General features: G+C 47.6%; 11 protein-coding genes. 4 read left to right on the forward strand and 7 right to left on the reverse strand.

Translation table 11 applies throughout. From position 1 onward, the window contains the following. Positions 1–95 precede the first annotated feature (95 nt). From QT973_RS13840 to rpsT, 6 genes are all read right to left on the reverse strand, one after another. Positions 96–1970: a DNA-directed RNA polymerase subunit gamma gene (locus QT973_RS13840; protein ID WP_333054814.1), complete on the reverse strand. Its 1875-nt coding sequence runs from the start codon at positions 1968–1970 to the stop codon at positions 96–98. An 83-nt stretch (positions 1971–2053) separates the two neighbouring features. Beyond that, positions 2054–3142, reverse strand: a complete 1089-nt coding sequence (locus QT973_RS13845) for an HNH endonuclease (protein WP_333054816.1) — start codon at positions 3140–3142, stop codon at positions 2054–2056. A 162-nt stretch (positions 3143–3304) separates the two neighbouring features. Next, positions 3305–6691, reverse strand: a complete 3387-nt coding sequence (gene rpoB, locus QT973_RS13850; protein WP_333054817.1) for a DNA-directed RNA polymerase subunit beta — start codon at positions 6689–6691, stop codon at positions 3305–3307. A 452-nt stretch (positions 6692–7143) separates the two neighbouring features. After that, the gene (locus tag QT973_RS13855; RefSeq protein WP_333054818.1) at positions 7144–7326 is read right to left on the reverse strand and encodes a hypothetical protein; all 183 of its coding nucleotides are present in this window, start codon (positions 7324–7326) and stop codon (positions 7144–7146) included. Next, on the reverse strand, positions 7295–8074 hold the full coding sequence (locus QT973_RS13860; RefSeq protein WP_333054820.1) for a TatD family hydrolase: 780 nt from the start codon (positions 8072–8074) through the stop codon (positions 7295–7297). Before QT973_RS13860 ends, QT973_RS13855 begins: the two co-directional genes overlap by 32 nt. Before the next feature lie 364 nt (positions 8075–8438). Further along, complete coding sequence (gene rpsT / locus QT973_RS13865) at positions 8439–8741, reverse strand: 30S ribosomal protein S20 (protein WP_333041544.1); 303 nt, start codon at positions 8739–8741, stop codon at positions 8439–8441. A gap of 921 nt (positions 8742–9662) precedes the next feature. On the opposite strand from rpsT, the gene hisD reads away from it, so the two are divergent. The 4 genes from hisD (at position 9663) to QT973_RS13885 (ending at position 15164) form a co-directional block, all read left to right on the forward strand. Continuing rightward, on the forward strand, positions 9663–10976 hold the full coding sequence (gene hisD, locus QT973_RS13870) for a histidinol dehydrogenase (protein WP_333054821.1): 1314 nt from the start codon (positions 9663–9665) through the stop codon (positions 10974–10976). Between the two features lie 324 nt (positions 10977–11300). After that, complete coding sequence (locus QT973_RS13875) at positions 11301–11729, forward strand: universal stress protein (protein ID WP_333054823.1); 429 nt, start codon at positions 11301–11303, stop codon at positions 11727–11729. Between the two features lie 990 nt (positions 11730–12719). Further along, a complete protein-coding gene (locus tag QT973_RS13880) occupies positions 12720–14759 on the forward strand; it encodes an ATP-binding protein (RefSeq protein WP_333054825.1) in 2040 nt (679 codons plus the stop codon). A gap of 222 nt (positions 14760–14981) precedes the next feature. Continuing rightward, positions 14982–15164 carry a hypothetical protein gene (locus QT973_RS13885; RefSeq protein ID WP_333315371.1) on the forward strand — a complete coding sequence of 61 codons (183 nt, stop codon included), beginning with the start codon at positions 14982–14984 and terminating at the stop codon, positions 15162–15164. A gap of 30 nt (positions 15165–15194) precedes the next feature. Here the strand turns inward: QT973_RS13885 and QT973_RS13890 are convergent, their stop codons facing one another. Then, on the reverse strand, positions 15195–16097 hold the full coding sequence (locus QT973_RS13890; protein ID WP_333391540.1) for a carbamoylphosphate synthase large subunit: 903 nt from the start codon (positions 16095–16097) through the stop codon (positions 15195–15197). Positions 16098–16178: the final 81 nt, after the last annotated feature.

The raw sequence follows: 16178 nt of genomic DNA on the forward strand, positions 1-16178 counted from the left end.
GTAAGCAGTAATGGGTAAATTTCCTAACTTAAATCACCATTATTTATTAGCGATTACTTATTAGTAATTACCCACCACCCCTTACCCATTACCTCCTAATTATTTATCACCGACTCAATAGTTTGGTGATAAATAATCCGGCCCGGAGTAGTGCGAATGAACTGATTGAGCACCTTGCCGTCTCCGTCTTCCCGAACTCGGCGGAACTTGTATTCTTTCGTCACGATACCGTCGGTAGAGCGTTCTACCTTCAGTGGTTCTCCTTCAGGTTCTATGTTTTCGATAGCGCCTTGAAACCTCACCCACACATAGGAGTGCAAGTCAACGACTCCTTGTTCGTAAGCTACAACCGCGTCGGTAAGGTTGGAGAAATAGTGACCGGCTCCTTTTTGAGCGTCAGGATTTTCGGCTGTTAAGTAATAGCAACCGAGCACCATATCTTGAGAAGGAGTAACGATCGGTCTTCCGGTTGCCGGCGACATGATGTTGTTAGAAGCCAGCATCAGCAAGCGCGCTTCCGCCTGAGATTCCAAAGACAAAGGCACGTGCACGGCCATTTGGTCGCCGTCAAAGTCAGCGTTAAAAGCCGGACAGACTAGCGGGTGAAGCTGAATTGCCCTCCCGTCCACCAAAATCGGCTCAAAGGCTTGAATCCCCAAACGGTGGAGGGTCGGCGCCCGGTTTAGCATGACCGGGTGTCCTTCAATCACCTCCTGAAGCACGTCCCAAACGCTGGGATCGTTGCGCTGGATCAGTTTTTTGGCAGCTTTGATGTTGTTGACCAATCCTTGGCGGATCAAGCGGTGGATGACGAAAGGCTGGAAAAGTTCGATCGCCATTTCCCTCGGCAAACCGCACTGATGAATCTTCAGTTTCGGCCCCACCACAATCACCGAACGCCCGGAGTAATCAACTCGTTTCCCGAGCAAGTTTTGCCGGAAGCGCCCTTGTTTCCCTTCAATGATGTCCGACAGCGACTTCAGCGGGCGGTTGTTTGCGCCCACCACAGTCCGGCCCCGGCGACCGTTGTCAATCAGCGCATCCACAGCTTCTTGTAGCATCCGCTTTTCGTTGCGGATGATAATCTCCGGCGCCAGAATTTCTTGCAGTCTCGCCAAGCGGTTATTGCGGTTGATGACTCTCCGATAAAGGTCGTTGAGGTCGCTGGTTGCAAAACGCCCGCCGTCTAACTGCACCATCGGCCGCAAGTCCGGGGGAATCACCGGAATCACATTGAGCACCATCCAATCGGGTTGAGATCCCGTAGCGATGAAGTTGTCAATAACCCGCAAGCGTTTAATTAACTTCGCCCGTTTTTGACCTTTAGCATTAGCAATATCTTCCCGCAACTTTTCCGCTTCACTTTCTAGCGGAATATTTTGCAGCAAAACTTGCAAAGCTTCAGCACCAATCCCTACTTCTACACCTGTGAGTGTGGAATCTTCGCTGTAAAGTTCGTCTTCTATTTCCAGCCAAGCATCTTCTGTAAGCAATTGCTTGTATTGCAGCTTCTCTGCATTACCTGCATTGAGGACAACGTAGGCATTGAAATACACGATTTGTTCGACATCTCGCAGCGGCATATCTAACAGAATTGCCATGTAACTCGGGATGCCTTTGAGATACCAAACGTGAGCTACTGGAGCCGCTAATTTGATAAATCCCATCCGGTGACGGCGCACGCGAGATTCAGTTACTTCTACACCGCATCTTTCGCAAACAATGCCTCTATGGCGAACTCGTTTGTACTTCCCACAATGACATTCCCAATCTTTGGCAGGCCCAAAAATGCGCTCGCAAAACAAGCCATCCATTTCAGGTTTTAATGTCCTATAATTAATTGTTTCGGGTTTTGTCACCTCGCCGGTTATCTGACCGTTGGGTAAAGTTCTCTCTCCCCACTGTCGAATTCTTTCTGGTGAAGCTAACCCTATCTTGACGTAATCAAAGCGTTGTTCTATCTTAGCCATTTTGACTCCAATTGATGATTTACAGTCGATTATTTGTGGTAATTTATCTTTTTTGTTTGCTTGTTTTGCGGCTTAAATCAATTTTATTCTCCTCTATATGTGACATTCCTTTTGATATCAGAAATGACATTTCTGGACACCTCAAATTCCTGAGCAATTTTAGCAATGGATTCTCCGGCTTGAATTCGTTCTCTGATTTCAAGAGCTTGAGCAAAAGTAAATTTGCGATCGAGATGTCCACCCATGCGAGGAAGTGGAACCTGTTGACCTGCTTCCTTCCAAGTGACGTGATATTTAATATCGTGTATGGTTTTGCGGCCGACACTGTATTCCTGTGCTACATCCTTCATCCTCTCTCCTGCTGCTAGCTTTTGTCGAATTTCTCGCACCTTTTCCCAATCTAATTTGGCATTGGAAAGAGGATGACTTTTGCCTTGAGTGCGTCCTTTCTTAGAAGCATCTAACAAATTTTGAGTGCGAGTACCAGCCCAAAGGTGTTCTGGATTGATGCAACTGGGATTGTCGCAGGTATGACAAGCATCCATCGAAGTCGGAAGTTCATATCCTAATTTCTCGGCTAAAACAGCACGGGTAACTGATTTTAATTTCCCATTTTTCCAGTATCTGCCATAACCTTGACCATCCTTTCCACCTGAGAAAATGATGCAGCCGCTGTCTTGAATTTCTCCTAAAAAATTGGGTGAAACTGTAGTGAAGTTATCGGGAATATTTGTCTGAAGTATCTTAATAATAGTTTCATGTTGTACTCCATACTCTTTTGCTAGGTGGTTCTTGATGGTTCCAGATAAATATTTAGTCTGAATTTCCCGGAGTTGTGCGATCGACAATATGCCAATACCGGGAATACTTTTGCGTCTGGGAGTTTTGCGATCGCGCCCCATCATCTGCCCGGTATTTTCAGCCGCAGTTCCCGCTACGAGATGTGCTGGGTTGATGCAGCTTCGATTGTCGCAGGTGTGGCAAGCAAAATAACCGGAACCAAGGAATCCTGCTATTTTTGATTCGAGGACTAATCGGTGGACTAATACCGTTTTGCCATCGAGCCACTTGCGCCCGTAACCGTTGCCAAACTTGCTCCCTTGCCAGTTAATACAGCCTGTCGCCCGGTCAAATTCTCCTTCTATTCCTGGGACAACTGTTACAATAGTCATGTCAGCGTCTCTCCTCTTAAGAGCGTTGATTCGCCTCACCAGTGTTCGTACCACTGCTGAGGCATTTTAATTGGGACTTCTCGATTTTAGATGTGAGATGTAAGATTGAATGCTGTCAAACAATTCTTCAATCTAAAATCTAAAATCTAAAATCTAAAATCCCTAATCCTCGTCAAGTTCGTCACGAGAAAGCGATTCGTAAGTAGGCCGGGAGGGCGATCGCTTGCCCCCAGCATCTGCCATCAAATCCACCTCAACGTGCTCGCTGCCCTCGTCGGACGTATTCACCTTGTGCACAGCAATATCCAAGCACAAAGACTGCAACTCCCGCATCAGCACCTTGAAAGATTCCGGCGTACCGGGGCGCGGGATAGCTTTGCCTTTGACGATCGCATTCAGCGCTTCATTCCGCCCCTGCATATCGTCCGACTTGACAGTCAGCAACTCTTGCAAAGTATAAGCGGCGCCGAACGCTTCCAGAGCCCAGACTTCCATTTCTCCGAACCGCTGACCCCCCTGCTGCGCTTTGCCGCCCAAAGGCTGCTGCGTTACCAGCGAGTAAGGGCCTGTGCTACGGGCGTGGATCTTATCGTCTACCAAGTGAACCAGCTTCAGCATATAAGCGATGCCGACTGTGATCGGGCGATCGAACGGTTCCCCAGTTCTGCCATCGTAGACAATAGTCTTGCCGGGGTGCTTTTCATTAAACACCCAAGGCTTACCGGTTTTTTCCCGTGCCTCCTGTAGCTTACCGTGTACGGTTTCCCGCGACTTTTCAGCCCCGTGCATTTCATCAAAAGGCACCATCTTGAACCGCATCGACAGATTTTCGCCCGCCCATCCCAGCAAGCACTCAAAAATCTGACCTACGTTCATCCGCGACGGTACGCCCAAGGGATTGAGCACTATGTCAACCGGAGTCCCGTCGGGCAAATAAGGCATATCCTCCATCGGCAGAATCCGGGACACAATACCCTTATTTCCGTGGCGGCCGGCCATTTTGTCGCCGACTTGAATCTTCCGCTTTTGAGCTACGTAGACGCGGACGACCATGTTGGCGCCAGGGGGCAGTTCATCGCCCTGTTCGCGGGTAAACACCCGCACGTCCACCACGCGGCCTTTTTCGCCGTTAGGGACGCGGAGGGAATTGTCGCGCACGTCGCGGGCTTTTTCGCCGAAGATTGCCCTCAGCAGTTTTTCTTCCGGCGGTTGGTCGGATTCGCCTTTGGGGGTGACTTTGCCGACTAGGATGTCGCTGGCTTCTACCCAGGCACCTTTGCGGATAATTCCTTGTTCGTCTAGCTGGCGCAGCGCGTCTTCGCCGACGTTAGGAATTTCGCGGGTGATTTCTTCTGGGCCGAGTTTAGTTTGACGGGCTTCGATTTCGTATTTTTCAATGTGGATCGAAGTGTACACATCTTCGTACACTAAACGCTCGCTGATTAGCATCGCGTCTTCGTAGTTGTAGCCTTCCCAAGGCATATAAGCTACGAGGATGTTGTGGCCCAGAGCGAGTTCTGCCCCTTCGGTGGAGGAACCGTCGGCGAGCACTTGACCTGCTACGACGCGATCGCCCTCATAAATCAGCGGACGCTGGTTTAAACAAGTATCCTGGTTAGAACGCTGATATTTTTGCAGTTCGTGTTCGATGCAGCCAGCATACTTTTGCTTCCAAACCGAGGGCTGTTTGACTTTGAGATCGTCGTATTCCTTAATCAGGAAATGTTCTTCGCTGGAATTCGATTCGGCATCTACAGCCAGGGGTTTGACAATAATCCGGGTAGCGTCGATGTATATCACCTCGCCGTCGATCCGGGAAACCACAACCATCCCGGAATCTCGCGCCGCCTGAGCTTCCAAGCCCGTACCGACGAGGGGCCGTTCTGGTTTCAGTAGCGGCACAGCTTGCCGCTGCATATTCGATCCCATCAGAGCTCGGTTGGCGTCGTCGTGTTCCAAGAACGGAATCAGCGATGTCGCGACGGAGACGATTTGCACGGGCGAAATCGCCATGTAGTCCACCTGCATGGGAGTGGTGGTAGTAAACTCTTGGCGGTAGCGGACGGCTACGGTTTCGCCCAAGAGGTTGTTGTTTTCGTCGAGGCTGATGTCTCCGGGGGCGACGCGCAAATCGTCTTCTTCGTCGGCTGTCATGTAAACAGGGGCTTTGTCGCGCAGCACCCGTCCTTTTTCTACTGGATAAAAAGGAGTTTCGATGAAGCCGTAGGGGTTGACGCGGGCGTGGGTTGCTAAGGAACCGATCAGACCGGCGTTGGGGCCTTCTGGTGTTTCGATCGGGCAAATCCGGCCGTAGTGGGACGGGTGAATGTCCCGTACTGCAAACCCGGCGCGTTCGCGAGTCAAACCTCCAGGGCCCAAGGCGGAAAGCCGACGTTTGTGAGTCAGTTCTGCCAGAGGGTTGGTTTGATCCATGAACTGGGATAGCTGGGAGGAACCGAAGAATTCCTTGATTGCTGCTACCAGCGGTTTGGGGTTGACCAGAGAGGCGGGGCTGAGGGAGTCGGCATCCGAGACGGTCATTCTTTCGCGGATGATCCGTTCTAAGCGGTTGAGGCCGACTCGGACTTGGTTTTGCAGCAGTTCTCCGACACTGCGGACGCGACGGTTGCCTAAGTGGTCGATGTCGTCGGTGGAACCGATGTCGAATTCGAGGTTAATTAAGTAGTCGATCGCGGTCAAGATATCTTGCGATGTCAGCACCCGCGTGGTATCGGGGACTGTCAATCGCAATTTTTTGTTGAGTTTGTAGCGGCCGACTCGGCCCAAATCGTAGCGTTTGGGGTCGAAAAAGCGCGAGTTGAGGAGCTGTTCGCCGCCCGCCACGGTGGGGGGTTCGCCTGGACGGAGTTTGCGATAGAGCTCCATCAAAGCTTCTTCTTCGCCGAATTGTCCTTCTTTCTCGATCGTTTTTTGGAAGTATTCCGGGTGGCGGAGTGAGTCGTAGATTTCGCCGTCTGTAAGTCCGAGGGCTTTGAGCAGCACCTGAGCCGATAGTTTGCGGGTTTTGTCGATTCTGACCCAGACTAAATCGTTTTTGTCTGTCTCGAACTTGAGCCACGCGCCCCGGTTAGGGATGAGCGAGGCGTTATAGGAACGCCGACCGTTTTTGTCGGTTTCCGATTTGTAGTACACGCCGGGGGAACGCACGATTTGGTTGACAATCACCCGTTCCGCGCCGTTGATGATGAATGTGCCGCGCTCGGTCATCAAGGGTAAATCGCCGATGAAGACTTCTTGTTCTTTGATTTCCCCTGTTTCTTTGTTAATCAGGCGGGTGGGGACGTACATTTGCACCGAGTAGGTGCTGTCCCGGCGCTTGGCTTCGTCCACATCATATTTGGGGCGCTTGAGTTTGAAGTCTTTGCCCATGAAGTGGAGTTCCAGCTTGCCCGTGTAGTCTGTAATCGGGGAGAAGCTGTCGAGTTCTTCGATCAGCCCGGCTTCTAGAAACCAGCGAAAACTTGCCCGCTGGATTTCGATCAAATCGGGCAAGGTGAAGGCGAATTCTGTGTAATCTTTAGTGGTCATGGGTGTCCTTTTTCCGCAGTGGCTCTAGCTTTTTACATGGCGCCAAGGCTGGGTTTTTTTTACCTTGTTGCGTTTTTTTGATGGATTGTGTGAGAGAATTTATATGATGTTTTCGATCGCCTGCCAACTGCTGCAACGGTTATTATTGCTTGGGGCTCGCAGTATTTTTGTGCGGATTTTAGTTTCGATCGAGATGCTTTTAGCTCTGATCTCGTGGTATCCCGGGGTGAATTCCCTACACTTTTGACTCCTAAAATTGACTTGACAGCTATTGCCAAATTGCTGAGGTTCCAAGTTTCTTCTGATGTGTAAGTTTGAGTGTGTAAGTTTGAGGTATTGCCTGAAGTTTTGACCGATCCCGAAGTTTAGCGTACTCGCGTTGTGTTGGTAGTTCCTGGGCGACCTCGCAGGATCGGATACTAAGCCAACGCCCGATCGGTCGGTTCTTTTTATTATAGGACGCAAATCCGATCGCAACAGGCAACGCCAAAAGAATCTCCAATAAAGGATGAATCCGGTTTTTCTGGCAGGATAGAAATGGGATTATCCCGATCGCTGGCTCCTAAATCAACCTGTTTTTCTCCTTTCTGTGCTCTGCTATAACTAAACAGAAAAGCCGAATAGCTGACAGGCATTTTCGGTTGTCTGCTGGGACAAAGTTAAGAGAGAAACTCCTCTCAATTTAGCAACTTGCTCGGCTACGTAGTAGACATAGGCTGGTTCGTTGCGTTTTCCCCGCTGGGGTACGGGGGCGAGAAAAGGGCAATCTGTCTCGACTAGGATGCGATCGCTATTTACCATACAAGCTGATTCTTGTATTTGCAAGGCTTTTTTAAAGGTGACTGTTCCGCTAAAACTAATGTAGAAACCTAGGTCTAAAAACCACTGGGTTTCTTCGGGTGTGCCTCCCCAGCAGTGCATGACCCCGCGCACGGGCCCGCGTGTTTGCCAAAAGTTCCTCAGCATTTCGGCCATTGGGGCGGCGGCGTCGCGACAGTGGATAATGACTGGTTTGTCAAGTTCCTGGGCGATTGCAAGCTGTGCCTCAAACACTTTAAACTGGTGTTCTCGATCGTCAGCTTTATAAAAGTCCAGTCCGGTTTCGCCGATCGCTACTACCCTAGAGTCCGAACTTGCTAATTCCCTAATCTGGCTCGCAGTCTCGTCTTTCCACTTGTCCGCATCTAGGGGGTGAAGTCCAACCGCAAACGAGACTTCTGCAAACTGATTGGCGATTGCTTGAATGCCGGCAAACTCTTCTGGCTCTACACAAGAATGAACCAGCCGAACTACACCAGCTTCGCGCCAGCGTTCTCGAATGGCTTCTAACTCAGATTTGTAGATTTCAAAGTTGATATGAACGTGAGTGTCGATGAGCTGCATGGGGGAAGCAGATTAGAGGTGATACGGGAGAGTCTTGGTGGGATAGGGCGAGGGGGGAGTGAGAGAGTCGGGGAGTGGGAGTGGGAGAGAGTGTGTGGGAAAAATCTTCCGTCTTCTTTCTTCCTTCTTCCTGCTTCACGCTTGACAATTCCCGCATCCAGGATACCCGCCACGTGATTCATCCGTCCAGAAATAAAAAACCTGTATCCGATGAAACTTGCCGAACGTATTTATCTCGCGCAAGTCAATGCTTCAATCGAAAATCGAAAATCGAAAATCGAAAATCGAAAATCGATTGACTTCTTCCCTCAACATCCATCCCTTCAATCTTGTACACTGCTTCGTTGCCGAACTTTCTGCTTCCTTAAGATGCTACCGAGGATGCTTCGTGTGGCTTGAGGGTTCTTGCCAAGCGGGACTTTTTGCGAGCGCCGTTGTTGCGGTGGAGTACACCTTTTTTGACAGCTTTGTCAATTTTGCTGTATGCCTCAGACATTCGCTGCTGGACTTCTTGCATTAATTCCGGGCTCGGAGCTGCGGCGTACTTGTCTACCGCAGCGAAATACTTCTTCATCAAAGTTTTGACCGCTGACTTGTAAGATTTGTTGTACAAGCGGTTACGTTCGGCGATTTTGACTCGTTTGACGGCGGACTTAATATTTGCCATAGTTCAGTTGCTGGAAGTAGGTATTCATTGATACACCCTAGTCTCAAGACAGTCCCAAGACAGGGGGATTTTGAAGGACAACCTTTTCGGGAGCAATCCGCAAAAAGCTTGATTTTTAAGGGCGGAGTGAGAAAGCCACTCTCCATTTGCTCAGATTGAGCTTCAAATTGAGCTTCAGATTGAGCTTCAGATTGAGCTGAGTCTGTGGCTACTTTTTGGCGACGCCCGCGCAATAATTTTTTATTGACTCATTTAACTGCCTGTTCTTTACCCCTGACAATACCCAAAGGTATGACACGGGTTTTACAGAGGCGTTTTGCGGTGTTTCCACCGTCACGAGTTAAAGTCACGGTTTCTTGCGCGCAATTTTCAAGTATACAATAATTTGGCGTTTTTTTATAAAAAAATTATCAGGTGTTGGAAAAACTAATATAGCACCTATTTTGCTGAAAATCCAATTCTCTGAAAAATCCAAGTTAAGCTATAAGAAAGAATACGGGTTATTTGGGCTTCGGCAAGAAGCACTTACCGAAGGTAGAAGGTAAAAAGCTGAAGGTAGAAGGTAGAAGACAGCCGGATCTGAAGGTAGAAGGTAGAAGGCAGAATCAAAATTCTCCCCCTCGAACACTCTCCCTCTCGGATATTATCGGGGTCGGACACTCTCCCCTCTGCGTTCCCACCCTCTCCCTCCGCAACCGGTTCTCTGGCGGGCAATTCAAGAGAGAAGGTTGTGACTTGTCCTCAGTGTTGCAAAATCCTCGACAGAGATTTAAATGCTGCACTGAAGCCTTGGAAAATGCCGCGACTCTCGCGGTTTAAGCTTGTGGACTGGTGGTGACCTACTTCTCTAGGAGATAGCCACAAAAATCCCAAATTGTCAAGCAAATGTTAGTGAAGTTATAGACGGCATTCCTAATCTCCATGCTGCGAATCATTACTCAGTGGGTTGAGGCACAAGCTGAACTGCGACGGATCTGCGATCGCACCCATGACGAACTTGTCGTTCACAAAGAAGCCACCGTGCGGGAGGTGCTGCAAGCTGTAAGGCGCAGAGGCGATCAGGCTGTGCTGCACTACACTGCTGAATTTGACCGCATGACCCTAAATGTGGAAGATTTACGGGTGAGTGGCGCCGAATTGGATGCTGCTTATCAGCAGGTGTCTAAAGAATTATTAAATGCAATCCGCACAGCTTGCAAACAGGTAGAGGCGTTTCACCGACAGCGCGTACCCAAGTCTTGGGTGCAGTTTGGTGATGACGAGATTGTTTTGGGCAAGCGCTACACGCCGGTCGATCGAGCGGGAATCTACATTCCTGGCGGTCAGGCGTCCTATCCAAGCTCGGTGATCATGAATGCGGTTCCTGCGAAGGTCGCCAAGGTGCCGAGACTGGTGATGTGTACTCCCCCCGGACAGGAGAAGAAAATGAATCCTGCGGTGCTGGTAGCGGCTCAGGAAGCGGGAGTTGATGAGATTTATCGGGTAGGCGGGGCGCAGGCGATCGCAGCTTTAGCCTACGGTACGGAAACTATTCCGAAGGTGGATTTAATTACTGGGCCGGGGAATATTTACGTCACCCTGGCTAAAAAACTGGTTTACGGGACTGTGGGGATCGATTCTCTGGCTGGCCCGTCGGAGGTGTTGATTATTGCGGATGGTTCGGCGAATCCTGTACACGTGGCTGCGGATATGTTGGCTCAAGCTGAGCACGATTCGATGGCGTCGGCAATTTTGCTGACGGCGGATTCGGTGCTGGCTAGGAAGGTGGTGGCTGAGGTAGACAGACAGTTGGCAAATCACCCGCGCCGAACTTTAACAGAAAAGGCGATCGTCAACTATGGTTTAGTCGTGGTAGTTGACTCGCTCAAAGCGGCGGCGGAACTCTCTAACGAGTTTGCGCCCGAACACTTGGAATTGCAAGTTGCAGATCCTTGGGCTTTGCTCGACCAAATTCGCCACGCTGGGGCGATTTTCTTGGGATGCTCGACGCCGGAAGCTGTAGGTGATTATTTGGCTGGCCCGAATCACACTTTGCCGACTTCTGGGGCTCCGCGCTATGCGTCGCCGCTGGGTGTCGAAACTTTTATGAAGCATTCGAGTTTGATTCAATATTCGCCGGCTGCACTTAAGAAGGTGAGTAGGGCGATTAATGTTTTGGCCGAAGCAGAGGGGCTTCCTTCTCACGCTGATTCGGTGCGGCTGCGGACTGAAAATGAGGGAAAGGGTGAGTTTTAGATGGTAAATTTGAGATGGGCGATCGGCAAAATACATAGGTAGTCAAAAGCGATTGAAATGCAATGAAAGGAAGCAATTCTCTTGCGATTATGGTAGCTTTACATTCTGTGACAATCGACCCAGTTTATTTGCACCTACTTACTTACGCACTGCGGGTTTAAGAAACCCGGTTTCTTCAAGAATCTTGCTGAAAAGACGCAATTATGTTAAGAAACCGGGTTTATGGGTAGGTAATAATTATGTTGGTGGGAAGCGCGAAATTGTGGACAGTAGGCGAGAATCATCGAAAAATTTAAAGTCTAAATATCGGAAATTTAAAGGTGCATGGTATTGAATACTGTTTTGGTAGCGATCGACAATTCAGAGCTTGCAGAACGGGTTTTGCAAGTTGTAGGACAATTTCAGCTAGAATCGACGGCCAAGGTGATTCTAGTTCATGTTGTGAGTTCTGGTAGGTCGGATTTTGACGCGGTTGTCGATCGACCTCACGCTCAGGGAGATGAGATTGCTTACCGAGAGGTAGAGAAGTTGCTGCAATCTTATCAGGAAAAGTTGCCTTGCCAGAGTGAATTGGAAATTGTATCGGGACAACCTGCAGAAGAAATTGTCCGTTTGGCTCATATCTATAAGGCGGATTTAATTGCGATCGGCTGTCGGGGTTTGACTGGTTTAAAGCGGATTTTGGAGGGTTCGGTGAGTGCGGAGGTTGTGGCTGAGGCTCCTTGTTCGGTGTTGGTGGTGCGGGCGAAGTAAGTAGGCTGGTAAATGCGATCGGGAGCATCTCAGTTTTGCATTTACAGTGCGAGCGTCCCCGCTCGCACTACAATAAAAAAAATGCTTTTTACAAAACTGAGATGCTCCCATGCGATCGACTATTGCATTTACATAAACCAAGATAGCTATTAATACCAAATCCGGGTATCGTACCCCCTTGATGTTTATTGACACTCCCCTGCCTGAAGGCGAGGGGATTCTTGGTTCTGCGACATACCTTAAAACTATCTATCCTTGCGGCAGTGTTTAAACCTGGTATCCGTTCAAAAGAACCAAATATCGAGCTTAATTTAGATAACCTCAGAGGGTTTGTCTCCCCAAGCTTTCGAGAATTGCTTCTCTTGTTTCTGTGGGGCACACAGTACATTTTAGAAATAAAAAGTTTAGTCTCTGATTTTGGCTTACATTAGTTAGCCCAGCTATGTTTTTCGTGGTTTTCGCCACCCACTAACCATTATTGTTTTCCGACCAGTCGTTTGAGCGTGGTGTCTCTTATGTATCGGCGGTTATTCTACCTGTAGTATAGTTATTGTACTCTACAATGAACACAATGCAAGAATGTTCAAGAAAACACTTAACAAAAGTTGATAATTAATTAAAGCCGTCAAGCTTATGACGGGGCTTTAGACCCAATTTCTTGGTAGCCCAGATTTGGTATAATATCATTGGTTAGTTGAATGTAAAAATTAACGACCTATCAAATATATGCTTTTTGTCAATTTACCGACCAACGAATAAATAAAAAACTTCCAGTAAGCGATCGCTTTTAACCGCAAAGTAACGGGGCTACAAAAAGAGCGATTCACGATCGGGATAGCTCCGCTTCAGGCTCATTTGATGAATTGATATTATGATAGACAAAGAACCAATGGCTAAGCATTATCATCTATGCCTCCAACTGCGAAGTGCCTAAAAATTCCTCTGCGCGGTGTTCTTGTTGTTCCATTTGTTCTACAAATCTTTACAGCAGTGAGCTTAACAGGTTGGCTTTCCTTACGCAATGGACAAAAAGCGGTTAACGATGTGGCGGCTCAACTTCGTCAGGAACTAATAGCACGCATTGAAGGAGAACTCAAGCAATATATCAACAAACCTCATGATATCAATCGTGTGAATTCAGCCGCTTTTGCACAGGGCCACATGGACATGGTGAATGGCCGCAACGCTAAGCAATTTTTAACCCAAGTGCAGATATCCCCTTTTGTTTTTTCATCCTATTGTGGCGATGCTCAAGGATATTATCTGGGTGCGACTCGTCGAGAGTCAAAAATCGCGATGACTGCGAGTAATCAAGAAACAAACTATAATTTTTATTTTTATGAAATGAATAATTGGGGCGATCGGCAAAAATTCCTAGAAAAGGTAAACGCCCCTTACGATCCTCGCCAACGCCCCTGGTATCTTTCTGCTGTGAAAGCAGGGAGGCCTACTTGGAGCAATATTTTTGTGAATATTGTCAACAATGGTAAGCCTGCAATTACTGCCAGCGAACCTGTCTATGACTCAGAAGGTAAACTTCTGGGTGTCTGTGCCACTCTTGTTGTCCTCTCAGAAAATTTAAGGGAATTTCTGGGAAGTTTGTCTATTGGTAAAACAGGTAAGGCTTTTGTGATGGAGCGATCGGGTTCAATGATTTCTAGTTCCACAACAGAGCCACTAATCAAAGGACAAGGTAAAGCTCAGAAAATGATTGACGCCGTGGAAAGTAGGGAACCATTTGTGCGGGAGACAGCCAAATATTTGCTGAAATATTTTGGTAACTTTGACCAAATTCATAAATCAGAACAGTTAGAATTTACCCTCAAAAGTGAGCGGCAGTTTGTTCAGTTGCTACCGCTGAATGATGGTAGAGGCATCGATTGGCTAATTGTACTCGTCGTGCCTGAATCTGATTTTATGGAGCAAATAAATTATAATAGAAATACGACGATTATCCTTTGTCTGTTATCACTGGTAATCGCAACAGGATTAGCAATTATCACTTCACAATGGATAGCTAAACCTATTCGGCGATTGAGTCAAGCCAGTCAGGCGATCGCCAGTGGAAATTTCGAGCAAAATGTTCCCGACACTCTCGTAGAGGAATTGGTAAGTTTATCAGTATCTTTTAATCAAATGAGTCACGAATTAAAGAACTCTTACCACACCCTTGAACAAAAAGTAGAAGAACGCACTCAAGAACTACGGGAGACTCAAGCCCAACTCATCCAAAGTGAGAAAATGTCATCTCTGGGGCAACTGGTAGCCGGGATTGCCCATGAAGTGAATAATCCCGCGAATTTTATTCACGGTAATTTATCTCATCTTAGCCAATATACCCAAGATTTACTAGAGCTAGTACAGCTTTATCAAAAGTATTATCCCCAGCCGGTATCGGAGATTCAAGCCAAGTCGGAAGATATTGAGATCGAATTTTTGAGCGAAGACTTATCAAAACTGCTCAACTCTATGAAAGTAGGTTCAGAACGTATCCGCGATATTGTTAAATCTCTACGGAATTTTTCTCGATTGGACGAAGCAGATTTCAAAGCTGTCGATATCCATGAAGGCATTGAAAGCACCCTGATGATTCTGCAAAATCGTCTCAAGCCCAGACACACACATCCAGAGATTGAAGTGATCAAAGAGTACGGTAATCTGCCACCGATCGAGTGTTATGCAGGACAGCTTAACCAGGTATTTATGAATATTCTGACAAATGCTCTGGATGCTTTAGATGAGCATCGGGTGGAGAAAAAGACAATTCGGATTAGTACGAGTCTGTATAACTCAGAATTGGTCAGAATTTGTATTGCTGATAATGGGTGTGGCATCACAGAGGAAGTCAAAAAACGGCTATTCGACCCATTCTTTACAACCAAACCGGTAGGAAAAGGTACGGGAATGGGGATGTCTATAAGTTATCAAATTGTGATCCAAAAGCATAAAGGGAAACTGTGGTGTACATCAGAACCCGGAGAAAGAACAGAGTTTTGGATCGAAATTCCCCTAACTCAAAGTGTTATTTAGTTGAGGATATTCGCGAACTGTGGTATTATCTTGCCGAACCCATGAATCCGGTCTATCGATTTTAGATTTTAGATTTTAGATTTTAGATTTTAGATTGAAGCATGGACCCCACGGATAAATTCGGGGGCAAGTTTATCGGATAAGCTGTCGCGCATTTAAATTGTAGGTTCAGGGCGGGCGGGACGCTAGGGCCCCTACTCCCCACAATAGTTTGATTATTTTTTGACATACAATTTAAATGCCGCAACAGCTTACAGGTTTTTTATTTCTCCACGGATGAATCCGGGGGCTTGTATCCTCGATGCTTTCGGTTACTTCAAAGCTGTGGAACCTTCAATTTTGATTTTTGATGACCCGTTTCCCGATATCACCGAACCGCGCGAGATGAGGGGGAAAACCGCATAACCGCTGCAATCGGTAGAGTAGATATTAACCCTATTGCTGCAATCCCTTACTGTGCAAATTCTCCTCGATGTGCCGCATTTCCTTCATATCCTCACCCGCAACTATCCCGTAAATTTCCGTGTAGATTTTCCCGTATTTAACCTTCTCTAAAGCTGACAGGATTATCAAGTCCTTGCGATCGAGTTCTGGTTTCAGCGTGACAAGAATCGACTCCAAAGTCCCATCCATTCGCCAATCACTGGAATATTTAGCCACCTCCTTTCCCCGCCCCAGTAAGGTATGGCGCTGTAAGCAAAGCGGAGTCGAGCCATTAACTCGGAAATTGGCATCAATAGCATACAAAAGTCCCTCCGAGTCTTCCAGCACGTCGAAGCCAATAACGCCGAAATAACCCTGTTGATGAGCATATTTACCAATAGCGGCAATCATCTCAAAAAACCTACTCATGTCGGTTTCGCGGTAGTGAATCAGTCCCCCTAAATAGTTGCCCTCTGGAGTGACAAGTTGGCCGGTAGTGCCGATAAGCGTGATATTTCCCGTTTTGCTTACATAAAACTGCACGCAATAGTTCTGCACTTCATTCTTGACGAATTCCGAGACAATAATCGTATCCAGCAACTTAATATCGAGATATTTCCTCACTTCCTGCAAGCAGTAGTTCATATCGCTGGCGCTTTTGATAATATAAGTGCCTTCTCCAGAAAGTCCGTGAGATGTTTTAATCAAGTAGGGGAATTGCTCTGGTAACTGAATGCTTTCGAGATTGACTTCGTGCAGATTGTAGGTTTCGTATTTCGGACATTGCACGCCTAATTCTGCTAGCGTTGCTTTGCTGAGTAAGTGGTAGTGGATGTCGGGATGAACGGCGTGTTTTTCGGGTTTGAGATTGTCGAAGGGAAATAGAGTCAGGAGTTTGTCAAAGCGATCGCTCATGCTGATACAGCACTTCCGGATGTTATGAGGTACAGTAGCAGCAATTAGTAAACCAGTTTTTAAGATGTTTCGGATTAATTA

This window comes from Microcoleus sp. Z1_A1, from assembly GCF_036700305.1.
In the GTDB taxonomy this organism is placed as follows: domain Bacteria; phylum Cyanobacteriota; class Cyanobacteriia; order Cyanobacteriales; family Microcoleaceae; genus Microcoleus.